Annotated in this window: 22 protein-coding genes; 9 read left to right on the top strand and 13 right to left on the bottom strand. The window is 60.3% G+C overall.

All coding sequences use genetic code 11. The annotated features are described in order from the left end of the window. The first annotated feature begins 89 nt into the window (after positions 1–89). On the top strand, positions 90–1,016 hold the full coding sequence (locus KW840_RS15725; RefSeq protein WP_218496163.1) for a 1-aminocyclopropane-1-carboxylate deaminase/D-cysteine desulfhydrase: 927 nt from the start codon (positions 90–92) through the stop codon (positions 1,014–1,016). A 34-nt stretch (positions 1,017–1,050) separates the two neighbouring features. Here the strand turns inward: KW840_RS15725 and KW840_RS15730 are convergent, their stop codons facing one another. The 3 genes from KW840_RS15730 to KW840_RS15740 all read right to left on the bottom strand — a co-directional run bounded on the left by KW840_RS15730 (position 1,051) and on the right by KW840_RS15740 (position 3,945). Then, positions 1,051–1,611: a cytochrome b gene (locus KW840_RS15730; RefSeq protein ID WP_218496167.1), complete on the bottom strand. Its 561-nt coding sequence runs from the start codon at positions 1,609–1,611 to the stop codon at positions 1,051–1,053. Between the two features lie 242 nt (positions 1,612–1,853). Further along, positions 1,854–2,681 carry a phosphonoacetaldehyde hydrolase gene (gene phnX, locus KW840_RS15735; RefSeq protein ID WP_218496168.1) on the bottom strand — a complete coding sequence of 276 codons (828 nt, stop codon included), beginning with the start codon at positions 2,679–2,681 and terminating at the stop codon, positions 1,854–1,856. Between the two features lie 154 nt (positions 2,682–2,835). Next, a complete protein-coding gene (locus tag KW840_RS15740; RefSeq protein ID WP_218496169.1) occupies positions 2,836–3,945 on the bottom strand; it encodes a 2-aminoethylphosphonate--pyruvate transaminase in 1,110 nt (369 codons plus the stop codon). Between the two features lie 109 nt (positions 3,946–4,054). Between KW840_RS15740 and KW840_RS15745 the strand changes: the two genes are divergently transcribed. After that, positions 4,055–4,918 (top strand): LysR substrate-binding domain-containing protein, encoded by an 864-nt coding sequence (locus KW840_RS15745; protein WP_154861372.1) that lies wholly within the window; start codon positions 4,055–4,057, stop codon positions 4,916–4,918. A gap of 121 nt (positions 4,919–5,039) precedes the next feature. Here the strand turns inward: KW840_RS15745 and KW840_RS15750 are convergent, their stop codons facing one another. Beyond that, positions 5,040–5,912 carry a LysR family transcriptional regulator gene (locus tag KW840_RS15750; RefSeq protein ID WP_057714111.1) on the bottom strand — a complete coding sequence of 291 codons (873 nt, stop codon included), beginning with the start codon at positions 5,910–5,912 and terminating at the stop codon, positions 5,040–5,042. Positions 5,913–6,180: 268 nt separating this feature from the next. Between KW840_RS15750 and KW840_RS15755 the strand changes: the two genes are divergently transcribed. Together KW840_RS15755 and KW840_RS15760 are read left to right on the top strand one after the other, a co-directional pair. Continuing rightward, entirely contained in the window at positions 6,181–7,506 is a 1,326-nt protein-coding gene (locus tag KW840_RS15755; protein WP_057714112.1) for an MFS transporter, read from the top strand. 70 nt (positions 7,507–7,576) lie between these two features. Then, the gene (locus KW840_RS15760; protein ID WP_218496170.1) at positions 7,577–8,968 is read left to right on the top strand and encodes an FAD-dependent oxidoreductase; all 1,392 of its coding nucleotides are present in this window, start codon (positions 7,577–7,579) and stop codon (positions 8,966–8,968) included. 3 nt (positions 8,969–8,971) lie between these two features. On the opposite strand, the gene KW840_RS15765 is transcribed toward KW840_RS15760, so the two are convergent. Next, positions 8,972–10,393 carry a type VI secretion system Vgr family protein gene (locus tag KW840_RS15765; protein WP_218496507.1) on the bottom strand — a complete coding sequence of 474 codons (1,422 nt, stop codon included), beginning with the start codon at positions 10,391–10,393 and terminating at the stop codon, positions 8,972–8,974. A 225-nt stretch (positions 10,394–10,618) separates the two neighbouring features. On the opposite strand from KW840_RS15765, the gene KW840_RS15770 reads away from it, so the two are divergent. Further along, on the top strand, positions 10,619–11,323 hold the full coding sequence (locus tag KW840_RS15770) for a YebC/PmpR family DNA-binding transcriptional regulator (protein WP_056854673.1): 705 nt from the start codon (positions 10,619–10,621) through the stop codon (positions 11,321–11,323). Between the two features lie 132 nt (positions 11,324–11,455). Here the strand turns inward: KW840_RS15770 and KW840_RS15775 are convergent, their stop codons facing one another. From KW840_RS15775 to KW840_RS15790, 4 genes are all read right to left on the bottom strand, one after another. After that, positions 11,456–12,769, bottom strand: a complete 1,314-nt coding sequence (locus tag KW840_RS15775) for a leucine-rich repeat-containing protein kinase family protein (protein WP_218496171.1) — start codon at positions 12,767–12,769, stop codon at positions 11,456–11,458. A 125-nt stretch (positions 12,770–12,894) separates the two neighbouring features. Next, on the bottom strand, positions 12,895–14,019 hold the full coding sequence (zapE, locus tag KW840_RS15780) for a cell division protein ZapE (RefSeq protein WP_218496172.1): 1,125 nt from the start codon (positions 14,017–14,019) through the stop codon (positions 12,895–12,897). Between the two features lie 164 nt (positions 14,020–14,183). Further along, a complete protein-coding gene (locus KW840_RS15785; RefSeq protein ID WP_090456675.1) occupies positions 14,184–14,936 on the bottom strand; it encodes an anti-sigma factor in 753 nt (250 codons plus the stop codon). After that, the gene (locus tag KW840_RS15790; protein WP_090456673.1) at positions 14,933–15,439 is read right to left on the bottom strand and encodes a sigma-70 family RNA polymerase sigma factor; all 507 of its coding nucleotides are present in this window, start codon (positions 15,437–15,439) and stop codon (positions 14,933–14,935) included. Before KW840_RS15790 ends, KW840_RS15785 begins: the two co-directional genes overlap by 4 nt. A 158-nt stretch (positions 15,440–15,597) precedes the next feature. Here KW840_RS15790 and KW840_RS15795 point away from each other — a divergent pair, with 158 nt between their 5' ends. From KW840_RS15795 to KW840_RS15805, 3 genes are all read left to right on the top strand, one after another. Next, a complete protein-coding gene (locus KW840_RS15795; RefSeq protein ID WP_218496173.1) occupies positions 15,598–16,683 on the top strand; it encodes a catalase family peroxidase in 1,086 nt (361 codons plus the stop codon). After that, positions 16,680–17,225: a cytochrome b gene (locus tag KW840_RS15800; protein ID WP_218496174.1), complete on the top strand. Its 546-nt coding sequence runs from the start codon at positions 16,680–16,682 to the stop codon at positions 17,223–17,225. The genes KW840_RS15795 and KW840_RS15800 overlap by 4 nt, the downstream gene beginning before the upstream one ends. 162 nt (positions 17,226–17,387) lie before the next feature. After that, a complete protein-coding gene (locus KW840_RS15805; RefSeq protein WP_218496176.1) occupies positions 17,388–18,755 on the top strand; it encodes a hypothetical protein in 1,368 nt (455 codons plus the stop codon). 66 nt (positions 18,756–18,821) lie between these two features. On the opposite strand, the gene KW840_RS15810 is transcribed toward KW840_RS15805, so the two are convergent. Together KW840_RS15810 and KW840_RS15815 are read right to left on the bottom strand one after the other, a co-directional pair. Further along, positions 18,822–19,973, bottom strand: a complete 1,152-nt coding sequence (locus KW840_RS15810; RefSeq protein WP_218496178.1) for a M14-type cytosolic carboxypeptidase — start codon at positions 19,971–19,973, stop codon at positions 18,822–18,824. Between the two features lie 486 nt (positions 19,974–20,459). Continuing rightward, on the bottom strand, positions 20,460–20,801 hold the full coding sequence (locus tag KW840_RS15815) for a DUF6124 family protein (protein WP_090456664.1): 342 nt from the start codon (positions 20,799–20,801) through the stop codon (positions 20,460–20,462). Positions 20,802–20,930: 129 nt separating this feature from the next. Between KW840_RS15815 and KW840_RS15820 the strand changes: the two genes are divergently transcribed. Beyond that, positions 20,931–21,578 (top strand): LexA family transcriptional regulator, encoded by a 648-nt coding sequence (locus tag KW840_RS15820; protein ID WP_150812591.1) that lies wholly within the window; start codon positions 20,931–20,933, stop codon positions 21,576–21,578. Between the two features lie 38 nt (positions 21,579–21,616). On the opposite strand, the gene KW840_RS15825 is transcribed toward KW840_RS15820, so the two are convergent. Further along, on the bottom strand, positions 21,617–23,572 hold the full coding sequence (locus tag KW840_RS15825; RefSeq protein ID WP_218496179.1) for an acetyl/propionyl/methylcrotonyl-CoA carboxylase subunit alpha: 1,956 nt from the start codon (positions 23,570–23,572) through the stop codon (positions 21,617–21,619). Further along, entirely contained in the window at positions 23,572–24,384 is an 813-nt protein-coding gene (locus KW840_RS15830) for a gamma-carboxygeranoyl-CoA hydratase (RefSeq protein WP_090456658.1), read from the bottom strand. The genes KW840_RS15825 and KW840_RS15830 overlap by 1 nt, the downstream gene beginning before the upstream one ends. Between the last annotated feature and the right edge of the window lie 109 nt (positions 24,385–24,493).

Here is a 24,493-nt window from a genome sequence, read left to right on the forward strand (position 1 = left end):
AGCAGATCGAAGGTAGGAGCGAGCCTGCTCGCGATGGCTGCCTTTGAGCGACTAGAATGTACTTTCTTTTTTAGCTCAATCAGGCGCCAATGCTTCTCCCACCCTCCACCTGGTTACCCCAGGCTCCCCTCGACCCCCTTCACCTCGACTGGCTCACTCAAGCCGGCATCGAAGTGGCGGTGCTGCATCTGGACCGGATCGACCCGCTGATCAGCGGCAACAAATGGTTCAAGCTCATCGAACACCTGAAAACCGCCGACCGTCTGGGTGCCGAAGGCATCATCAGTCTCGGTGGCGCGCACTCCAATCATCTTCATGCGTTGGCGGCGGCGGGCAAGCGATTGGGCTTTTCCACCGTCGGCCTGTTGCGCGGGCATCCTCAGCAAACCCCGACGGTCAAGGACTTGCAGGCGTTCGGCATGGAGTTGCACTGGCTGGGCTACGCAGGCTATCGAGCGAGGCATGAAGCGGGTTTCTGGCAACCCTGGAAAACCCGCTACCCGACATTGCATCCGGTGCCTGAAGGCGGAGGTGGATTACCTGGTGCTGAAGGTTGCATGCAATTGCGGGCCAGGGTTTGTACCCAATTGGCGGGCTTGGGCTGGAGTGACTATGACGGCTGGTGGCTGGCCTGCGGAACCGGCACGACCCTGGCCGGCCTGGTGCTGGCCGAAGCGGGGGATCATCCGGTATATGGTGCCCTGGCGGTGCCAGATGACCACGGGGTGGCGCAGCAGGTCGAGCGGATCGTGCAGGAAGCGGGGGTGGTCGATGCAGTGTATGAGCTGTTCGAGGCCAGTCGCGGCGGGTTTGCCAAGGTTGATCCGTTGCTGCTCGACTTTATTGAAAAGACGGAGCAGGTGGGAAATATTCCACTGGAGCCGCTGTATACCGGCAAGGCACTGCTGGCACTCAAGCACCAAGTGGAAGCGGGCAAGTTCGCCCGAGGCACGCGGCTGATCTTCGTCCACACTGGCGGCTTGCAGGGGTGGCGGGGATTCAATTCACAAACCTGAAAGTCACCGAAAACCAATGTGGGAGCGGTCAAGTTCAGGCGTCGCGGTTTACCCGCTTGGGCATCATCCGCAGCAATGTGTTATCGCCCACCACATAATGGTGATACAGCCCGGCCACGGCATGCAGGCCGATCAGCCAATAGCCGATAGTGCCGCCGAGCTCATGCCAGCCCTGGAGCTGTTTGGCCAGGTCCTTGTTTTCCGCTACCAGCATCGGCAGGTCGACACCGTAGAACATCACCTGATTGCCTTTGGCGCTGGTGACCAGCCACCCGAGAATCGGCGTGACGATCATGAAAATGTACAGCGCCCAGTGCATCAGCCTGGCCAGTGTCGTTTGCCAGTGCGGCGAGGCCGGGAAGATCTGCGGCGCCGGGCCGAGGCTGCGTGCGAACAATCGCAGCCAGACCAGAACGAATACGGTCAGGCCGAGCATGAAGTGTGATTCGACGATCAGCGTGCGCGCGCCACTGCCCTTGGGAAAGAACCCGCGAAACTCGATACAGGCGTAAACCAGCACCAGCAGGACCAGCATCAGCCAATGCAGCGCGATCGATACGGTGCTGTAGCGCGACTCAGAGTTTTTCCACGGCATGGGGTGTTCCTCAGAGGTCCGGTTTAAAGCCACCGTTCTTGTCCGACGGTGTGCGTTAACTGTAATCCTGTTTCACCGGATTTGCCTGAGGCGATTGGTCGCTGGATGCTCGGGTTCGGGTAAAGGCAGAGAAAAACCTTGTAGGAGCGAGCTTGCTCGCGATGGAGTGTCAGATACATTGATGTCGACTGACACACCATCGCGAGCAAGCTCGCTCCTACAGGAGGGGGGCGTTGCGGTATTTAGCTCGACTGTGGCATTTCGCCGTTGGCCAGGCGCTTGTTGATGTCGGCGATCACTTCCGGCAGATCGGTGATGGTGTCGATCATGTAGTGCGGGCGCGAACTTTCGAACATCCCATGGATGCGCTTGCGCTCGCTGTCCAGCTGATCGCTGCCCAGAGCGCGATAACCTTCGTAGTCCAGGCCCAGGGCGTTGCCCGAACAGATCAGCGCAACGGTCCACATGCCGGCGCGGCGGCCTTCGAGAATGCCCGGCACTGTGTCATCGATCTTCACGCACGCGGCGACATCGTCGATGCCCAGGGCGATGACGTTGGCCAGCGCCTGGGCGGGCCATGGGCGACCATTCGGGACTTCGTCGGTGGCGACCACGTGGTCGGCCACGTAACCGTTGGTGGCGGCCAGTTCGACCACCTTGTCCATGACCTGTTTCGGGTAACCGGAGCAGGAACCGATCTTGATCCCTTGCTGGCGAAGGTTGGCGATGGTCTCCAGTGCCCCGGGAATCAGCGCCGAGTGCTCGGCGATTTTTTCGATCTGCAGCGGCATGAAACGCTGGTAGATCGCAGTGACGTCATCGTCGGTCGGCGTGCGGCCGAACACTTTGCGATAACGCTCGGCAACTTCCGGCAGATCGCACAGGGTGCGGATGTGGTCCCACTTGCCCATGCCCATCGGGCCACGGGCCTCTTCGATGGACACCTGGACGTCGAACTCGGCGAAAGCCTCGACGAAAATCTGCGTCGGGGCGAAGGAGCCGAAGTCGACCACGGTGCCGGCCCAGTCGAGGATGGCGGCTTGCAGCTTGGTTGGGTTGGCGTAGTTCATGGCGTTTGGATTCCTGTGATATCGATCTATTCGGACATTCAGCTTTTCTGTGGGAGCGAGCTTGCTCGCGATAGCGGTCTTACATTCAACATGTGTGTCGACTGATCGGGCCTCATCGCGAGCAAGCTCGCTCCCACAGGGAATGTGGTGTGGTTTAGATGTCGAGCACTTCCATCTCGCGCAACACTTCGGCAATCGCCGCCACCGCTTCGCGCATTTGCGCCGGGTTGACATGGCCGATGCAGCCGACGCGGAAGGTTTCGACCTGGGTCAGTTTGCCGGGGTAGAGGATGTAGCCCTTGGCCTTGACCCGCTCGTAGAATTCTTTGAACGCGTAGCGCGGATCTTTCGGGGCGTGGAAGGTGGCGATGATCGGCGCCTGGATAGCCGCCGGCAGGAAGCTGCGCAGCCCCAGTTTGCCCATCTCTTCCATCAATGCCTGGCAGTTGGCGGCGTAGCGTTCGTGCCGCGCCGGCAAGCCGCCTTCTTCGTTGTATTGCAGCAGGGCTTCGTGCAGCGCCGCGACCACATGGGTCGGCGGGGTGAAGCGCCACTGGCCGGTCTTGGCCATGTAGGCGTGCTGGTCCTGCAAGTCCATCGCCAGCGAATGCGAGTTGCCGGCGGCGCTGGCCAGGGATTCTTTGCGAGCGAAGACAAAACCCATGCCCGGCACGCCCTCCAGGCATTTGCCCGAGGCGGCGATCAGTGCGTCGAACGGCACTTGCTGCGCATCCACGGGCAGGGCGCCGAAGGAGCTCATGGCGTCGATGATCAGGCGCTTGCCGTGTTGCGCCACTACTTGGGCGATCTCTGGCAGCGGATTGAGGATGCCGGTACTGGTTTCGCAGTGAATCAGGGCGACATGGGTAATGTCTTGATCGGCACGTAGCAGGCGGTCGACGTCGGCGGCGGTGGTCGGCTCATCTTCTGCGGTTTCGAAGGTACTGAAGGAGCGGCCCAGTACTTCGCAGATTTTCGCCAGGCGTTTGCCGTAGGCGCCGTTGATCAGGACCAGAATCTTGCCGTCCCGAGGCACCAGCGTGCCGATCGCTGCCTCGACCGCGAAGGTGCCGCTGCCTTGCAAAGGCACGCAGTGGTGGGTGGCAGTGCCGTTGATGATGGCCAGCAGTTGCTCGCAGAGGCTGGCGGTCAGTTGATTGAAGCGGTCATCCCATGAACCCCAGTCGATCATCATCGCCTGACGGGTGCGGGGCGACGTGGTCAACGGGCCGGGGGTGAGCAGGATGGGTTCGGCAGTACTCATTCTCGTGTCCTCGCAATCGATGGGATGAAGCTACGGGGCTTAAATTGCAATTTGCCGTGTTATCAATCAAATTGTTTATTGTTATGCCAGCCATCAGTGAGGGTTATTCATGAACCTGTTTCAGCTCCGCGCCTTCGATGCCGTGGCCCGGGAAGGCAGTTTTACCCGGGCGGCGGCGCGGCTGTTCATCAGCCAGCCGGCGGTCACCGGGCACATCAAGGCCCTGGAGGAGCACTACCAGATCACCCTGCTGCGCCGCACCGCCCGACGGGTGGAACTGACGGAGGAGGGCACCAAACTGGCGGCAATCACCCGGGCGATGTTCGGCCTGGCCGAAGAGGCGCAGGTGATGCTCGAAGCCAACCGGCAATTGCTGACCGGGCGTCTGGAGGTGGCGGCGGACGGCCCGCACATGGTCATGCCCATGCTTGCCAGCCTGCGGGCGCGCTATCCGGGGATCACGGTGAACCTGCGCCTGGGCAACGCCCAGGAAACCCTGGCGGCGCTACTGTCCGAACATGCCGACGTGGCGGTGCTGACCGAGGTCGAGCCGCGCAAGGGCCTGCATCTTCAGGCGCTGAACGAATCGCGGATTTGCGCACTGGTGCCCGACGGGCATCCTTGGGCGCAGAAGACTAAAGGCGTGCAGCTCAAGGAACTGGATCAGGTGATCATGGTGCTGCGCGAACCGAGTTCGATTACCCGGCGCACCTTCGATGAGGCTTGCGCCCAGGCCAGGGTCAATCCACGGGTGTTGCTGGAACTGGACAGCCGCGAAGCGGTGACCGAGGCGGTGGCCGCCGAACTGGGGGTGGGGGTGGTGTCGTCGGTGGAGGTCAGCCACGATCCACGGGTGGCGGCGGTACCGATCATTGGCGAGGGGTTGGTAAACCGGCACATGATTGGTTGTATGGAGCGGCGGCGGGACTTGCGCTTGATTCAGGCGTTTTTCGGGTTGGCGCCAGTCAGGTAGACCGAGTTGCCTGCATCGCGAGCAAGCTCGCTCCCACAAGGGATTTGCGTCGATCACAGATTATTCAGACGATACACCACCACTGTGGGAGCGAGCTTGCTCGCGATGGGGCCGGACCTGCCTACACAAGACTCTCGCGCACCATCTCAAGAAACGTCGCCACCACCCGCCGCGAACTCTGCTCGCGCAAGCACACCAGGGTTTCCGTCAGCCTGCGTTTGCAATCGATAATCGGCAGCGCACACACCCGCGAATCCGCACCAAACTCGGCAGCCGATACAACGCCCACGCCAATCCCCACCACCACCGCCTCTCGAGCTGCCTCGCGACCTTCAACCTGAATCGCCGGCCGAATGCGAAACCCGGCCCCCGCCATTTCCTCCTCCAGCGTCTGCCGGGTCACCGAACCGATTTCCCGCAATACCAGTGGCGTGTCGTCGAGGTCGGCGAGGGTGATGGATTCGCGGTCGGCCCACGGATGATTGCGCGACACGAACGCCACCATCGGGTCGTTGCGCAGGGGCAGTGAAATCAGGCGTTCATCGCTGACATCGCGGCCCAGCAATGCAAGGTCGGCCTGATAGTTGAACAGTCGAAACAGCGACTCATCGGTGTTGCCGGTTTCGATCTTCACGCTGATCCCGGGGTAGCGTTCACAGAATCGGGCAATCTGCGGCAGCACGTGCACCGGTGCATCCACCGCCAGAATCAGGCTGCCGGTCTGCAAGGCCTGGGATTCCTGAAGCAGTTCCTGGGCTTCCGCCTCGATCACAAAAAGCCGCTGGGTAACGCTCAACAGACGCTCGCCCAGATCGGTCAGGCGCACCGAGCGTTTGTTGCGGTGAAACAGCAAAACACCGTAGCGCTCTTCGAGCTTGCGCACCTGGTCGGAAATCGCCGGTTGCGTCAGAAACAGGCGTTCGGCGGCCTTGGTAAAGCTTCCATGGACCGCCACGGCGTGGAAAGCTTTGAGCTGGGCGTGGGACACCGACATGGGAATCTCCAGTAACAAGCTGAACTTATATTTGAAATACGATAAATCGATTTCACTTATTAATCAGTAATTGTTTTTATCCACCTCAGCCCCGCTGACTGGTCAGTCGAACAGCAGCGGGTGCCATGAGCCTGTGCGTGCAACTACAGGACTCATCTGACCGGTATCCGCCGTAGGGACAGGGCGATATCGCAGTGCTCAACAATAAAAACACAGGCGTTTTCTTCCAATTCTGCCGGCACACTCACACCCTGAGGTCAGAACCACAATGAACAAGCACATCGGCACCATCAAGCGTTGGCGCGTGCAGATCTTCGCGATCACCTGGCTCGCCTACGCCGCGTTCTATTTCACCCGCAAAGCATTCTCGGTCGCCAAGCTCGGTATTGGCGAAGACCCGACCTTCATGCTCGACAAAATGGCCATGGCCAACCTCGACGCCATCTACCTGACGGCTTACGCCGTCGGTCAGTTCACCTGGGGCATCCTCGCAGACCGTTTTGGCCCGCGAGTTGTGGTGCTCGGCGGGTTGCTGATTTCCGCCGCCGCGGCGCTGGTGATGGGCAACTTCGCAACGTTACCGATTTTCGCTACCTGCATGCTGATACAAGGCTTGGCGCAGTCCACCGGTTGGTCGGGGCTGTGCAAGAACCTCGGCAGCTTCTTTCCCTCCGAGCAACGCGGACGGGTATTGGGCCTGTGGAGTTCCTGCTACGCCTTTGGTGGCCTGGTAGCCTCGCCGTTTGCCGGTTGGTGGGCGTACACGCTCATCGGCAGCTGGCATGCGGCGTTCATTTCCAGTGCGGCGGTGGTTGGGCTGGTCGCCGTGCTGTTTTTTATTTTCCAACGCAACAAACCGGAAGACGTCGGCTTGCCGGCGGTGGAGCCGGAGCCTGAGCTGACCGCCGAACAAGCCGAGGCGCAAAGCAAAATCAGCATGTGGGAGCCTTTGAAGGAAATCCTGCGCAACCGCACGGTGCTGGTGCTGGGGTTGGCGTACTTCATGCTCAAGCCGGCGCGCTACGCGATTCTGCTGTGGGGGCCGGTGATCGTCTTCGAACAGATGCCTTCGGTGGGCAAGGTCGGCGCGGCGATCATTCCGACTGCGTTCGAGCTGGCCGGGTTGCTCGGGCCGATCCTGATTGGCCTGGCCTCGGACAAACTGTTCGGCGCCCGGCGCATGCCGGCCTGCGTGATCAGCCTGTTGGCGCTGACGGTGTCCCTGGCGTTTTTCATGGGCGCCCTGCATACCGGCAGCGTGCTGCTGGTGGTGGCGCTGCTGTTCGTCATGGGCCTGACCCTCTACGGACCGGACTCGATGATCAGCGGCGCGGCCGCCATCGACTTCGGCACCGCCAAGGCCGGCGCCACGGCAGCCGGCTTCGTCAACGGCTGCGGTTCGGTCGGGGCGATTCTCGGCGGGCTGCTGCCGGGCTACTTCGACACCGTTACCGTGTTCATCGTCTTCGCCGGCTGCGCCATGTTCTCGGCGCTGGTATTGATCCCGCACTGGAACAGCCGCCCCGGTGGCCTGGGCACTCACTTCGCCTACGTGCCCAATCAAGCGATGACCATCAAACCCCTGCGTACCTGAATCCTGTCCCTCGTCGCCTGCTGCACCTGCGGCAGGCCGGCGTGTGGGCCACTGACCGGAGATTGACCCCATGAGACCCTTTTGGCTGGACCAGGCCTTGAAGGCTGATGCATCCGAAACCTGTCCGCCACTGGAAGGCGACGCCCGCGCCGATGTCTGTATCGTCGGCGGTGGTTACACCGGGTTGTGGACCGCGATCATGCTCAAGGAGCAGAACCCCGAACTGGATGTGTTGCTGATCGAAGCGGACATCTGCGGTGCCGGGGCCAGTGGACGCAATGGCGGTTGTGCGTTGTCGTGGTCGGCCAAGTATTTCACCCTCGAACGTTTGTTCGGTGTCGAAGAAGCCGTGCGTCTGGTCAAGGAGTCCGAGCGCAGCATCCATGCCATCGGCGCCTTCTGCGAACAATATGGGGTGGACGCCGATTACCGCCTCGATGGCACCCTCTACACCGCGACCAATCGCGCTCAGGTCGGCTCGACCGACGCTGTGATCGCGGCGCTGGAGCGCAACGGCATCAACTCGTTCACCCAGCGGCCAGTGGCCGATGTGCAGCGCATGGCCGGTTCCAGCAAACACCTGGAGGGCTGGTTTTCCCCGGCCGCGGCCAGTGTGCAGCCGGGCAAACTGGTGCGTGGCTTGCGCCGGGTAGCCCTGCAACTGGGGGTGAGGATTCATGAAAACACCGCGATGACCGGGCTGGAGGAGGGCCGGCCGGCGGGCATTCAAACCCCCAAGGGCACCATTCGCGCCGACCGCGTGGTGCTGGCGATGAACGCCTGGATGGCCCGGGCGTTTCCGCAGTTCGAACGCAGCGTGGCGATCGTTTCCAGCGACATGCTGATCACCGAGCCTCGGCCGGATTTACTCGACGAAATCGGCCTGACCAGCGGCGTCACGGTGCTCGATTCGCGGATTTTCGTGCACTACTACCACAACACGCCTGACGGCCGGATCATGCTCGGCAAGGGCGGCAACACCTTTGCCTATGGCGGGCGCATGCTGCCGGTGTTCGATCAGCCATCGCCTTATGCCGGCCTGTTGCAGAGCAGTCTCGCGGATTTCTTCCCGGCGTTTGCCGGCGTCAAGGTCGAGGCGACCTGGAACGGTCCATCGGATCGATCGGTGACCGGGCTGCCGTTCTTCGGGCAGATGAGCGCCAGTGGCAATGTGTTTTACGGTTTCGGCTATTCCGGCAGCGGCGTCGGCCCCTGCCACATGGGCGGGCAGATTCTGGCGTCGATGGTTCAAGGCCTGGACAACCCCTGGACCCGTTCGCCGCTGGTCAATGGCCCTCTGGGTTTTTTCCCGCCGGAGCCGATTCGCTACATCGGCTCGCTGATGGTGCGCAACGCCATCCGCCGCAAGGAGCGCGCGGAGGATCACGGGCATCGGCCACGGCATCTGGACGTGCGTCTGGCGAAGTTCGCTGCTGCAGCCGGCAAGGCTGACAAGGGTTGAGCGTCAGGGTGCAGGGTCCGAGCGGGTGAGCAGCCAGTCGAACAGCAGGCGGGTATCGCCACGGGGCTCATGCGGGCGAGGGCGGTGAGGTTGTGGCCGAGGGCCCATGGCCGTACAAAGCACCGGGCGATCCGGGTCACTGTCGAGGAAAATCACCAGTACCTCGCTGCCAGCCACGGGCAAGCGGGCCGGATCGATCCAGTCCTCGGCGGTGGTCAGTGCCAGCGGTAGCCACAGGCCGTTGGACTCTTCTGCGGCTGGTTGCGCGGCGGGCCAGAGGTTCACCTGAACCCGGCCATCCTCGTCCACTGCCGCCGGTTGCCCGACCGGGCCGCACACGCGACCGGGCTGATACCCGGGGATATTCGGCCTGGGTTGTTTGAGCGCGGGCCTGAATACCGTCGACCAGGGAATGGCGCTGAATTGATTGCGGTAACCCGAGGCCGTGCCCGGTGTGTCGTCGAGCAGAATGGATGACTGACACCCCTGATGGCGGATTTCGGTAACCAGCCATTGATCATTGAAATTCGCCAGCGGGTGCTCGGCCACTTGCAGGATCCGGCCACTGCGTAATGCCCCCTGGCTACTTTGACCGTGGATCTGCTGGTGACGGCAGCGCAGGCGTTCCAGTTGTCGACGGCTGAGCTGGTCGCGATGTTGTTGCTCGCCAGCGGGACAGTGCCTCGCCGTGGCGAACGAGTGATTGGCTGCGCCTTCGCTGATGTCCGCTGCACCCGGATTCCTGGCGCCTGGACGCACAGGGGAGAGCGTGGCGTCATGGCGCTGGAACAGTTCGCTGATCACCGGTTCCTGGTGTTCGCCGGGGGCGCCGCCGCTCATCGACATGAGCAGTGGCTCCTGGGGAAAACTCAGACTGTCGTCGGCCAGCACCAGCACATGGCCGTCGCGTTGATGCTCGAAGTGATAGTGGATGCCTTCTTCCTCGCACAGCCGTTGCAGCAACGCCAGGTCGGATTCTTCGTACTGAATGCAAAAAGGTCGCAGGGGATAGTGCCTGGTTGCCAGTTCAAAGCGATAACTGCTGGCGGGCAACCCATGTTCCTCCAGCAATTGGCGCAGGATCATGGGCACGCTGGCGTGCTGGAAAATACGTCGGCATCGTTGCTGTTCCAGCACCTGGACACGAGGCACCAGCACCAGCTTGTAAGCGACCCGGTGCCCGCTTCGATGTTCACAACTGGCGCTGTCCAGCACGCCATGAATGCCTTGATCGTGGCCGAATTCGAGGAACGCCGGTTGGTGCAGCAATCGCTCAAGGATCAGGGCTGGTGCCAGCCCGATCACCTCGATGTCGAATCGATAGGGCTGGTTGAGAGCTTCATGACCACTGAACCGGACCACCTGGAAGTTCAGGTCGTCTTCGAGAAGCGTCAGGGTGGTGGGACTTTCCTTGTCGTTGTGCATCGAACGCGCTACCGCTGTGGAGTAGGGTGCAAAGCGTACGAAACCCCGGCGCATTGCGGGCACGGTAAAGCGACATTTCCGAATTGCCCTACAACCGCTGGTGAAGATGTCGATGCAAGTCGGGATTTTTTGGTCGATTGCCAACTTTAGGCCGTATAAACTTGTGCAAAGCGTCGGCCAATAGATGTCTCGGCGCCACAGATGCCACAGATAAGAGAGTGAGAAATGGGCGCACAGTGGAAGGTTAAACACAAAGAAGCGGCAGCCAATGCCAAGGGCAAGATCTTCGGCAAACTGGTGAAAGAAATCACCATTGCTGCGCGCAACGGCGCTGATACTGCTACCAACGCGCACTTGCGCCTGGTGGTTGAACAGGCCAAGAAAGCTTCGATGCCCAAGGAAACACTGGATCGTGCCATCAAGAAGGGCGCGGGCCTGCTGGGCGAAACCGTGCAATACCATCGCGTGACTTATGAAGGGTTCGCCCCGCATCAGGTGCCGTTGATCGTTGAGTGCGTGACCGACAACATCAATCGCACCGTCGCCGAGATCCGCGTGGCGTTCCGCAAGGGGCAGCTGGGGGCTTCCGGTTCGGTGGCCTGGGACTTCAACCACGTCGGCATGATCGAAGCGTCGCCGGACACCCCGGATGCCGATCCGGAAATGGCCGCCATCGAAGCCGGTGCACAGGATTTCGAGCCGGGTGAAGAGGGTGCAACCCTGTTCCTGACCGAACCGACCGACCTCGACGCGGTGCAGAAAGCCCTGCCGGAACAAGGCTTCACCGTGCTGTCGGCCAAACTGGGCTACCAGCCGAAAAACCCGGTCAGCGGCCTGAGCGATGAGCAGATGGCGGAAGTCGAAGCGTTCCTCGAAGGCCTCGATAACCACGACGACGTGCAGGACATGTTTGTCGGGTTGGCGGGTTAAGTCTTTGTGTCAATGACGGTCATGTTGTTTGACAGACCGTCATCGTCGGATCGCCGCCCGGAGCAAGCTCGCCCCCACAGGTTTAGCGCTACCCTGTGGGAGCGAGCTTGCTCGCGATTGACCGCACAGCGGTCACAGACTTTCCAATTGCCGCACGATTTCGCTGAACCCCGGCCGTACCAGCACTTGCGGCTGGCAGCAACGCTGTTGCAGATCTTCCAGTACCCCACGCTGTTCGTCGCTCAACCCCGAATTGACCCGCCCCAGCAGTTCGCCCAGCAACACCCCGAACGCCCGCACCTCGATCCGCTGCAAGGCGCGGCTTTCCAGGCTGTCGGAAATCCCGTGGAACGACGCCGCGCCAAAATCCCCCAGCAAGCAATCGCCCTGCTCATTCCACAGAATATTGTGCCCGTAGAGATCGCCATGGGTGATGCCGTGGTTGTGCAAGTGTTCGGCCACCGAGGCAATGCCCGAGGCAATGCGTAGCGCCACCGCCGCACTGAAACGCAAGCCTTCGGCATAAATGTCGCGGCTGCACGACGCCAGGCTCGGCAGGCTGGCGAGGTTGCGAAAACTCGGCGGGACCAACTGCATGACCAGCCCGGCGGTTTGTTGCGGGTGATCGACAATCCGCCCTTCGACGCGAATCAGATTCGGGTGCAGGCCCGCGGTGATGCAGGCGTTCATCTCGTGCAGCGGCGAGCCATCGCTGGTCATTTCACCCTTGTAGAGCTTCACCGCAACTGGCATGGCCGGTTGGTCGGTCGGTTGCCAGACAGCTTGATGAATCACTCCGGACGCCCCTTCGCCGAGTTTTTTCTCCAGGTGCAATGCCGACCAGTCAATGCGCGGTGTGGCATCGAGGGCGGCGGCATCGGCTTCGGTTTCCAGCGGATTACCGGCGTAGGCCAGCCAGGTCAGGCTTGGCAGCGTCAGCAGCCATTGCGGCAAGTCGGTGAACTGGTTGGCGGCGATGCGGATCAGCTCCAGTCGATGACAATTGTGCATCGACTCCGGCAACGCCTGCAGGCGGTTACCGGCAAGCATCAGCTTTTGCAGGTATGGCCGCTCTCCCAACGCGCTCGGCAGCGTCTCGATGCAATTGTCGGTCAGGATCAGCCAGCGCAGCAGTGGTGGCAGTGCCGCTGCGGGTACGTGGGCGATACGGTTGGCCTTGAAGCCGATCATCGTCAGTGCAGCGCATTGGCCAACACAGGCCGGCAACTCGGTGAAACGGTTATCGGAGCAGAACAGCACGCGCAAACGGGACAGGCGATGCAAGTCCTCTGGCAATGCGCTCAGAGCATTGCCGCTGAGGTTGAGCACTTCCAGCGAATCCGCCAGATCGAAGATCTCCCGGGGAAACTCGGTCAGGCCCTCGGCCAGATCCAGCCGCGTGATGCCCGACAACTCGCCGGCGCGCAATTGAGCAAGGGTATGCATGAACAGATTCGCCATTAACCTAGAGGAGGGCGCGGGGCCCTGGAAATGGGCGACATGATAGCGGGAAAGATGTGGGGCCGGGCTTGCTCGCGAAGAGGCCCCTCAATACAACAAAAAGATATCGATCAGACTGGTTCGCTGATTTCGACCAGTTGTCCCAATCGGCTGCGCGTGCGCGCCAGATCAATGGCATCGCCACCCAGGCTTTCGCGCAATGAGTGCTGCCCGAGCAACGTCAACTGCTTGTCCTGGTCGTACAGCACGTCGATGAGATTGATAAAACGCTGCTGGGCGGCAATCGTGCAATCGCCCAGCAGTGGCAGTTCATCGATGATCCAGCGGTCGAACTGGCGGCACAGCTCCAGATAATCCATCACCGCCGTGGGCTGATCGCACAAATCGGTGAAGGTAAAAGCGATGCCGCGCCCTTCGCAGAAACGTGCTCGCAAATGCCGGGTACCTACCGGCAACGAAACAGGCGGGGCATTGTGCCTGGGCAGGTTCAGCGATTGTCGTTGCGCCACGCTCGCCGGCCAGACGTAGTGACCTTGAGTGAACAACTGATGCGCATGGGTTCGGGCCTGGCTGCGGTAGTCGTGGGGCCCGCCGACCTCCATCACCTGCATGCGCGTATTGATCAAGTCGATCACCGGTTTGAAGCGGGCGTGGTACAGCGGATTGGGCAACAGGCCTTCGGGCGGATAATTGGAGGTGACCAGCAACAGGATGCCGCGCTGGAACAGTGCCTTGAACAACCGGGTGATGAGCATCGCATCGCCGATGTCGTGCACATGGAACTCATCGAAACACAGCACCCGGCAATCGCTGAGCAGTTCATCGAGGGTGATCGCCAGGGCGTCGGCCTGATCGCGGTGCTCGAACATGCCCTGGTGCAGTTGGGCGAAAAACTGATGGAAGTGCAGGCGTTGTTTTTGCGCGAGGGGAATGGCCCGGAAAAACCCGTCGAGCAGCCAGCTTTTGCCGCGCCCCACGGCACCATGCAGGTAAAGGCCGGGAAGGGGTTTCGCCGCAGTGCCCATCAGCATGCAGGCATGCCGGGCCATGCAGTCGATCACCCGCTGTTGGCTGTGACTGAGGGTGTAGCCCCGGGCATGGGCCTGATGGCGAAAGTAGTCGTGGATGACTTGGCCTGTCGCGGCGCTACCGGGCGCCGGTGCCTTGCCGAGAAGGCGACGCAACGTTTGCCAGCGCGATTTGATTCGCGAACGGCTGGGCGGTCGAACGGCCACTGGGATATCACCTCTGGTGTACGGGCAGGCTCTTTGTGCTGCGCCGCCATAGTGTAACCAGAGCAGGGAATCTGCTTCCAGCAGTGTCGGCAAATTCCGGGCCACCGTCACTGGGCTCTAAAGGAACACCGCAAACTCCCACAAAAAAAGCAGCTGGATGGCGATCAGAATTGAGTGGTCTGTTTGAGCATCCGCGCCGCCGGTGTATCCGCCGGGCTGACCATCGCATAGTTGTAGCCACTTCCCGACCAGTACTCGGCCTGCAACTCGCCATCACTGCGACTGCCCCTGGGCAGCAGGAAGTTTTTCGGCCCTGGCGGGCGCACGTAGAAACTGATTTTCTGCCCGCTCTGGTTCTCGTAGACCACCATCGCCGCCGGGCCTTGCTCGGTGCTCAGCAGGCGCCCGCTGACCGGTTTGAAACCGGCATCCGAAAGGTCGGGCAGGCGATTGGCCTGTGTGAAGTAGCGGTCGAGCCAGCCTTGCATGTCACCGTCGTCGCCGACTTTGAAATCCGCCGGCAGGAGGCCTTGCTGGGCAATCAGGCGATACGCCTGCAGCGCATCGGTCATTGGAAGCTGGGGACTCGCCAGTGTCATCTCCCGCGCTTGCCAGCCGCTGAAACCGCCGACGCTGACGGCGATGAACAACATCGCGGCACTGGCCAGGTGTCTACGGGATTGGCGTTTAAGGCGCTGGCGTATAACCGCCGGATCCAGGTCCGGGTTCGCGGGTTGTTGCAAGGCACCACTCAGCGCTGCGCGCAGTGCCTGGGCATCCTGTTGCCAGGCGCGCACTTGCGCGGCCATCTGCGGGTTACCGGCCAGAAAAGTCTCCACCTGGCGTCGGTCGGCGTCGCTCAGTTGGTGGTCGACGTAGGCGTGCAGGTCACGCTCGCTGGGGGGCATGCTGATCATTTGAGTCTCCGCAGGGAAGGGCGGTTGATTTCGCCATCGCTGAGTTGGCGCAGGGCCTGGCGAGCCCGGGACAGGCGGGACATCACGGTGCCGGTGGGTACGTCGAGAATCTCGGCGACCTCTTTGTAACTCAAACCTTCCACCGACACCCAGAGCAGCAGCGCGCGCTGCTCGGTGGGCAGCCGGTCGAAGGCGTTGAGGGTCGATTGGGCAATCACGGTGCGCTCCACCGAGGGCTGGGCATCGTCACGCCCGGTGAAGAATTCGAGCATGCGCGCGTAGCGCCGGGAGCGACGGTGGGCATCGAGAAACTGCCGATAGAGAATCGAGAACAGCCAGGCGCGCAAGTCGCCCTCGGCGCGTTTGCCAGCCCAACTCGAGAGTGCCCGCTCCAGGCTCGCCTGCACCAGGTCGTCAGCGCTGCTGGTGTTGCGCGTCAACGACACGGCGAACCGTCGCAATCCTGGAATGATTTCCCTCAGTTGTTCGTCGATATCGTTCATGAAGTTCTGACTAGTCACTACGCTTGGGACTAGGAAGACGTCCGGTACCGGAGGTTATTCCACGTCAGAAAAAATAAACACCGCGCGTGGGAATAAACCTGCATGCGGTGCGTCTGCTTGATTCTTCTCACTTGTGGCCGATGGCCCTGGAGTCTTTCATGGTAGATCGATCATCACCGCCAACCCGGCCACCCTTGAGTGCGGCAAGCCTGACGTTGCGTCTGGCTGGCATTGCCGTGGTCGTTGCCGTCGTGGCTGGGGCGTTTGCCTACGTCAACGGCACCTTTGACCCACAGCGCCTGACCCCGAAGAAACTGATCAACGTGCTGGAAACCAACAACGGCGTGCATCCGGGTTTCCGTCGCAACCATTCCAAAGGCGTGTGCGTGATCGGGCATTTCGAGAGTAGCGGTGAGGCGCGCAGCTATTCCACCGCCCAGGTGTTCAACGAAGCTCGGACGCCGGTGGTCGGGCGTTTCGCCTTGCCGGCCGGCAACCCTTATGCTGCGGACAGTGCCGTGCCGATCCGCAGCATGGCCTTGCGCTTCACCCAGGCCAACGGCCAGCAGTGGCGCACGGGGATGAACAGCATGCCGGTGTTCCCGGTGGGCACGCCCGAGGCGTTCTATCAATTGCAGCAGGCGCAGTCGCCGGACCCGGCTACGGGCAAACCGAACCCGACCGCGGTTCCGGCGTTTTTCGGTGCGCATCCGGAAGCTGCACCCTTTCTGGCCTGGATCAAGACCGCCAAACCGTCAGCCAGTTACGTCACCGAGACATATAACAGCGTCAACGCGTTTTATCTGGTGAACGCTGCCGGACAACGCCAGGCTGTGCGTTGGAGCATGGTGCCGGTAGCACAGGATGCGTCGGGTGCCATGGCGCCCGAGGGCAGCGACTTTCTGGAGAAAGACCTGGTTCAGCGTATAGCCGCAGGACCGTTGCGTTGGCAGTTGAATATCATCCTGGCCAATCCCGGCGATCCCGTGAACGACGCCAGCAAAGCCTGGCCTGAAGGGCGCAAAGTGTTGAACGCAGGCACGCTGGTGCTGGAAAAAACCCAACCGCAACTCAATGGCGAATGCCGTGACATCAATTACGACCCGCTGGTTTTACCCGCCGGCATCGAAGGGTCCGACGACCCGTTGCTCGCCGCTCGTTCAGCCGGTTACGCCAATTCCTACCTGCGTCGCACCAGCGAAGTCAGCCAGTTGCCCGCCGCCAAACAGGAGGCCCAGCAATGAGCAGCCAACCCAACCACTTCGCTCCATTGGCGCGACTGCTGCACTGGCTGATGGCACTGATGATCATCGCCATGCTGTTTATCGGTGCCGGCATGGTCGCCTCGGTTTCCGAACGTCATGAATGGCTGATCAATCTACACAAACCTTTGGGTGTCGCGATCTTGCTGCTGGTGATCGTGCGGCTGGTGGTGCGGTTCTCCACCACGCAACCACCGCTGCCGGCGGATTTGCCGGGTTGGCAAGCGATAGCGGCCAAGGCCTCGCATGTATTGCTGTATGCCTTGATGCTGGTCTTGCCGCTGCTGGGCTGGGCGATGATTTCGGCGTCGGGCGAACCGGTGATGCTCAGCAGTTCGCTGCAATTACCGTCGATTGTGCCGGCCAATGCGCAGGTGTTTGCGTTCCTGCGCAAGGCGCATGGGTATCTGGCGTACCTGTTGTTTCTGACGGTGTTGCTGCATTTGGCGGCCGCGTTGTTTCACGGTTGGGTGCGGCGGGATGATGTGCTGGACAGCATGTTGCGGGGCAAGGATCGCGGTTGATTTCAAAGACTGCGAGCCGGTTTTTGCTGAAGGTGGCTCGTTGACCTGTCAACTTTGACAGTTTCGCTCCCCTGAAAAAGCACGTTCAATGTTCAAAGACTGCAGTGGCCTCGAACGGGGCCAGTCGAACAGCGTTGATCGTGTCATTCAGGGAGACGAGTCATGTTCAAGACTGCAGATGTGCGTTTTATGCGGAGTGTTTTTTCCGTTATTACGATTGTGTCATTGGCTGGGTTGGTTGGGGCCTGTGCGTATTCAACACCACCGGATCCTCGGGGGCCGAAAAGCTGGGTTGTGGCGAATGTTACGAGCAAGACGACGCAGGAGTTGTATTCGGATTGGATTGCTCCTGCTGTTTATGAGCGCTCGGGTTCAAAAGTGATTGGCAACTATACCGTCGAGAGCGGCAACTTGATCATGCCCGATAAATCGATTGGCTCGTTGGTCACTGTGCGTAACATCGATGGCAGTCTCACTGCCGTGATTGAAGAGAAGGGAAGAAGTGGTTTGGTGAGAATCAATAATGAAGGTCAAGGCACTTTTACGCCATATCTTCCTGAGGATTATTCACGTCCGGATACTGTAAGCAATAAGGGTGAAGTTGTTTCTAGTGATGCGGAGCATGCTACGGATGAGTCTTATGTCATTGATATGTTCATCGGTTATTCTCGCTCGGCTGCTGAAGCGGGAGGGGGGGATGTTGTCGCTAATGCGCTCGCGAAAGTCGAAAGTGTTAATCTTGCGTTGCGTAATTCGCTTGTCACCAACGTCACGTTAAAGTTGGTCGGTGTTCAAGTAGTCGAACAAAACTATCCGGTAACGACCGAAGTACTGACCAATGTAGATAAAATTTTCAAGGAGGGTGTTGATCGTAGTCGGCCCGATCTAATTTACGGTATGTTTTCTGGTCATCCCGATGATTCGGCTGTAGGTTGGGGCAATGTAAGAGGCAGAAAGGCAATTTCACATGTGAATGGCGAGGCCTTTCGACACGAGGTAGGACACAACGCAGGTGGCTCTCACTGTTACGGTGACGGGGGAACTCTTATCTCGTTTGCTCATGGCTATAACAATGGCAAGACCACGACAATTCAATGCGGGAATGAAAGCCCTTTCTATTCAAACCCTGCGATAAAGGATGCCGACGGTTTACCTCTCGGTAATTCTGTTACTGCCAACATGGCTCTTATGTGGCGCATGAGTGCCAAGCGGTTATCGTCCTACGCACCAACTGTTGAGTTAAGTGCTCCTTCTCAAGCTCGTGTTGTTACAACGAGCTATGACAGTATTACATTCAGATGGAATGAGGCACCTCGTGCGACAAAATATGAAATTTGGGGGCGGGATAATATCTTGCTGCCACCCAAGAAGTTTGCTGAGAGCAGCACTTTGGAGGCAGAGGTGACGGGTGTGCCAAGTGGGTTGCGGCCCTATCATGTAGTAGCCGTCTATGTTGATGGGGCGAAGTCACCTCCCAGTAATATAGTTTCCGCAAAACCTTATGACGCGGTGGTAAAAAATATCAAATAATTACTCTTTGGCGTTGGCGGCGTACCGACATGACCTCTTTCGAGGTCATGTTTTTAAGCCTGTGATTCAGCGCAGCGTATCAACCATATTCGCCACAGTCGTCAACACATCCTTCCCCAACTGCTTCGAGCGCTTGCCTGACCACCCCGTCAACGGGTTCGGATGATCATCGTGATCTTTGAACGGCATTTCCAGGGTCAGCGACAGGCAGTCGTACTTCTGCCCCACGCTGTTGCAGGCCAGCGTCATGTTGGCTTGACCCGGCTCGTCGCGGGTGTAGCCGTGTTTGGTCTGGAAATCCTTTGTAGTGTGTTTCAGGTGGTTGCGGAAGTTTTCTTCGAGTTTTTCGAGCCGTGGTGTGTAACCCGGATTGCCTTCGCAAGCAGCTGTGAACACATGAGGGATTTCCTCGTCACCATGGACGTCGAGGAACATATCGACGCCGTATTTTTCCATCTGCTGCTGTACGAACAGGACTTCCGGGCTGATTTCCTGGCTGGCGCTCTGCCAGGCGCGGTTCAGGTCCTGGCCCATGGCGTTGGTGCGCAGGTGTCCGTGGAAGGCGCCATCCGGGTTCATGTTCGGCACCAGGTACAGGTCGGCGCCGGCCAGCAGTTTGTTCAGCACCGGGTCGTCGTTCTTTTCCAGGCGCTCGATCACGCCTTCCATGAACCACTCGGCCATGTGCTCGCCCGGATGTTGCTGGGCAATCATCCACACCTTGCGCCGGCCTTCAGCCCCGGTGCCTTTGCGCAATAGCTGGATGTCGCGACCTTCGACACTCTTGCCGGTGGCCAGCAGTTCGGTGCCGGCCTTGGTCAGCGCCTGCTCGATCAGCCAGTCGTGGCGACCTCGGCTGTAGGGTTCGAAGTAGGCGAACCAGGCATGGGTCTGCTCGGCTTCGAGGCTGAAGCGCAGGCAGTCGCCTTCGAAAATGGTCGGTACGCGGAACCAGTTGACGTGGTCGTAGGACGCCACCGCCTGATAGCCGGCCCAGGCCTTGTTGTAGGAGGATTGGCTGGCATTGTTCAGGCGAAACCAGTGCTCCTGGCCGACATGCAGGCCGCTGGCCTTGAAGTGGAACCATTGGAAATGGTTGCTCTTGGTATCGGGGCGGATCGCCAGCAGGGGCTTGAGCGGGTCGCTGACATCGATTACCTGGATATTGCCGCTGTCGAAGTTGGCACTGATGTCGAAAGAAGATTTAGCCACGGCCATAATCGGGTCCTTGAATATGATTTTTATGGTGGCTACTTTACACGCAAGAGTGCGGTGAAACCGAGGGGAATTGCGGGGTGCGAGGGTGGGGGCGTCCTCCTTGACGCCGCCGCAGCTTAGAGACTATGCGATTGATTCTCAAGTGCTATCTGTCGCTGGTTTTAGCCAATGATGCCGGGCTTCTCTTGCCAACTGGAATTCTTTTGATATCATCCGCGCCATCGAATTTGCGGCACCCAAAGACTTCATTAGCCTGAAGCCAAAGCCAGAAAAACTGGCAAAAAAAAGACCCGGCAAAAAGCCGGGTCAAAAACCGTGATTAGCCTGATGAGGAGATAGTCCAGGAGACCGACCTAAGGTCACCTGGTCCATCGACTGATCTCGCGACCAGTTGATGCAATAATAATCATTCTCGTTTGCAAGTCAAACGTTTTTACCTGCGCGACAGGAAAATTCTTTCCTGCCCTCTCGATTTGCCTTCTCACCTCAACCGTTTTCATACTTCTCCAGCGATCGATCGACCATCGCCTTGGCCATGTCGATCATGTGCACCGTCGAAAATGCCAGGTCGCGGCTTGCGCCTTGCAGATGATTGGCGGACTCGTACGCGGTGGCGGCAGCACAGCGCAACAGGTCCAGGGCATGGACCAGCGCCTCTTCGCCGCTGATATTGCGGTTTACATCAAAAAAACGCGGCTCGGCCACTCCCTCCGAAACAGCTGGTTTCAAGTAATAGTCCAGCGCGCGTTGTGCCGCCGCTGAGTCCAGGGGCGAGGCAAAGGTGGTGTCGATGTGCATGTCCGGCAGGTCATTGGTGGGTTGGTTCATGGCGATGGCAAGCTCCGTGTTAGATTCAGATCCGTGAACCGATCCTAATACGAACTGTATTTGTGACGGCAATTTAAATACTACATTTTGTGTTTTGATGGCTGGAGTCGCCCACGTATCGTGCCGCACATGGATAAATGGATTGAATTGGTCAAGGCCAAGATGAGTGAACTCAAAATCACTCAAGAGATACTCGCCGAGCGCCTCGGGATGTCCCAGGGCGGCATTGGCCACTGGCTCAACAAACGTCGTGAACCCGGCATCGAAGACATGAACCGTGTGCTGCGGGCGCTGGGCCTTGAGTTTCTCGAAGTGGCGCTGGTGATCCGGGAGCCGCAGGCGTCAACGGACGACGAAATCCCCCTGACACAGAAGTACAACCCGTACTTTCGCTACCCGGTCAGTGACTGGCGCGAACCTGCCGAAGTGCGTGACGGCGAGGTTCCGGTATACGGAAAAGGGCACTTTGAACTGTCCGATTACCACGCCCGGGGGCCGGCATTCTGGTTGAGAGTGGCAGGCGATGCGATGACCGCACCCAATGGCATCAGCATCCCGGAAGGCATGCTGATCCTGGTGGACCCTGCGGTGGACGTCGAGCCTGGCAAACTGGTCATTGCCCAGTGGCCGGGCAGCAACGAAGCCACGTTCCGCAAGCTCATCGAAGAGGGCGGGCAGCGTTATCTGGTCCCGCTCAATCCGACGTATCCGAAAGCCTTGTACACCGAAGAGTGTCGAATCATCGGTGTAGTGGTTCAGGCAACAGCCAGGTTCTGATCAGATCGGTCGTCGCGATGCGTAGGACCGATCTCATTTCACGCTTCTTCCAGTTCGACCAGCGCACTGCCTTCGCTGACCATTTCGCCTTCCTGGCAATACAGCGCCTTGATCACCCCGGCGTGGGGCGCGCGGATGCTGTGCTCCATCTTCATCGCTTCCAGTACCACCAATTGCGCCCCGGCCTCGACCGATTGCCCGGCCTCTACCAGTACCCGGACGATGCTGCCGTTCATGGGAGCGGTCAGCCCGCCCTGATGGCTGTGGCTGGCCTCGACGGCGCTGATCGGGTCGTAAGACTCGATGCGGCGCAACTCGCCATCCCACTGCAAATACACATAGTCGCCACGGCGTATTGCGCGGTGCTGACGGCGTACGCCTTCGTGCTCGGTCAGCAGTTGCTCGCCCTTGAGACGTGCGCTGTGGGCATTGATGTCGCCCAGCGTCAGCGCACGGTCCTGACCTTCACAACTCAAGTGAAGAGTGATTTCTCTCGGCAAGCCGGCACGCAGCCCGTTAGGTGCAGCCCACGGCGAACTCGGGTCATCGGCGCGGGTTGCATGGGGCTGGCTCTGGGCAAACGCCTGGGCGGCGGCTTGCCAGAAATCATCGCTGAGTTCCGCTGGGGTCGGCAGCAACTGTTCCTGATAACGCGGAATGAAGCCGGTATCCAGTTCGGCAGCGGCAAATGCCGGGTGGCCTATGATGCGCCGCAGAAAATTGATGTTGGTCTTCAGCCCGCCGATGGCGAATTCGTCGAGCATGCTCAGCAGGCGCAAGCGCGCCTGTTCACGGTCTTCACCCCAGGCAATCAACTTGCCGAGCATCGGGTCGTAGAAAGGCGAAATTTCATCGCCTTCTTCAACGCCGCTGTCCACTCGACGCCCCGGCCCTTGGGCGGATTCGCGATACAGCTCCAGGCGACCGGTCGCCGGCAGGAAATCATTGCCCGGGTCTTCGGCATACAGCCGCACTTCGATCGCGTGCCCCACCAGCGGCACCTGGTCCTGAGTCATCGGCAACGCTTCGCCGCGTGCCACGCGAATCTGCCAAGCCACCAGGTCGAGGCCCGTGATGGCTTCGGTGACCGGGTGTTCGACCTGCAGGCGGGTGTTCATCTCCATGAAGAAGAACTCGCCGCGCGCATCCAGCAAAAACTCCACGGTGCCGGCACCGACGTAACCGATGGCCTGCGCCGAACGTACGGCGGCTTCACCCATGGCGCGCCGCAGCTCCGGACTCAGGCCTGGCGCCGGTGCTTCTTCGACGACTTTCTGATGACGACGTTGAATCGAGCAGTCGCGTTCGTTGAGGTACAGGCAGTTGCCGTGCTGGTCGGCGAAGACCTGGATTTCCACGTGGCGTGGCTTGAGCAGGTATTTCTCCACCAGCATCCGCGAGTCGCCGAACGACGATTGCGCCTCACGCTGGGCCGAGGCCAGGGCTTCGGCCAATTGGCTGACGTCCTCGACCACTTTCATGCCTTTGCCGCCGCCCCCGGCCGTGGCCTTGAGCAACACCGGGTAGCCGATGCGTTCGCAGGCGGCGCGGAAGGTTTCCAGGTCCTGGGCTTCGCCGTGATAACCGGGCACCAGTGGCACGCCAGCGGTTTCCATCAGGGCTTTGGCGGCGGACTTACTGCCCATGGCGTCGATGGCCGAGGCGGGCGGGCCAAGGAAAATCAGGCCGGCCGCTTCGATGGCGCGGGCGAACCCGGCGTTCTCCGACAGAAAGCCATATCCGGGATGAATCGCCTGGGCGCCGCTGGCCTTGGCGGCGGCGATCAGTTTGTCGCTCTGCAGATAGCTGTCGACGGCCTTGCTGCCACCGAGGTCAACCCGAATGTCGGCTTCGCGGCTGTGCCGGGCGTCACGGTCGGTGGCGCTGTGCACGGCCACGGTGGTCAGGCCCAGGGCCTTGGCGGTACGCATTACCCGGCAAGCGATTTCGCCACGGTTGGCCACCAGTAGGGTGGTGAGGACAGGTGCGCTCATCAACGGGGCTCCTTGGTGGTTTCGGCTTGCCAGCTCGGCGGACGTTTTTGCAGGAAGGCGCGCAGGCCTTCCTGGCCTTCGGGGCTGACGCGGATGCGGGCGATGGCGTTTTCGGTGTAGCGGCGCAATGCCGGGGTCAGTGAGCCGTCGCCGACTTCGCGCAACAGGTCCTTGCTGGCGCGCATCGCGGCCGGACTGTTGAGCAGCAGATTGTCGATCCATTGCTCGACTTTCTGTTCCAGCTCGGCACTTGCATAGCTCTCCGACAACAATCCGATTTCCCGTGCCCGTTGCCCGCCGAAGCGCTCAGCGGTCAAGGCATAGCGACGTGTAGCGCGCTCGCCAATGGCTTGCACCACGAACGGGCTGATTACCGCGGGTGCCAGGCCGATGCGCACTTCCGACAGGCAGAATTGCGCATCATCGGCACCGATGGCCATGTCGCAGCAACTGATCAAGCCCAACGCGCCGCCAAAGGCCGCGCCTTGCACGACGGCCAGGGTCGGAATCTTCAGTTTCGCCAGGTTGTACATCAATTCCGCCAGTTCCCGGGCGTCATCGAGGTTGGTGGCGTAATCGAGCTCGGCCGATTGCTGCATCCAGGCCAGGTCGGCGCCGGCGCTGAAATGCCTGCCGCGACCGCGCACGATCAGAAACCGCAGGCTGGCATCGCTGGCGACTTTGTCGAGGGCGAGTATCAGTTCGCGGATCATTTCGGCATTGAAGGCGTTGTTCTTTTCTTCACGGCTGAGCCACAGCGTGGCAAATCCACGGGGGTCGGTCAGCAGTTCGAGGGTGTTGAAGTCGCTCATATTGTCCGTCTCCACAACTCTATTCTGTAGGAGCGAGCTTGCTCGCGATGGTCTTGAGGGCGCCGCTGGGTGTCAGGCTTTCAGCGTTATCGTTGACGATCATCGCGAG

The organism is Pseudomonas sp. PDM30 (assembly GCF_019218985.1).
GTDB lineage: Bacteria > Pseudomonadota > Gammaproteobacteria > Pseudomonadales > Pseudomonadaceae > Aquipseudomonas > Aquipseudomonas jessenii.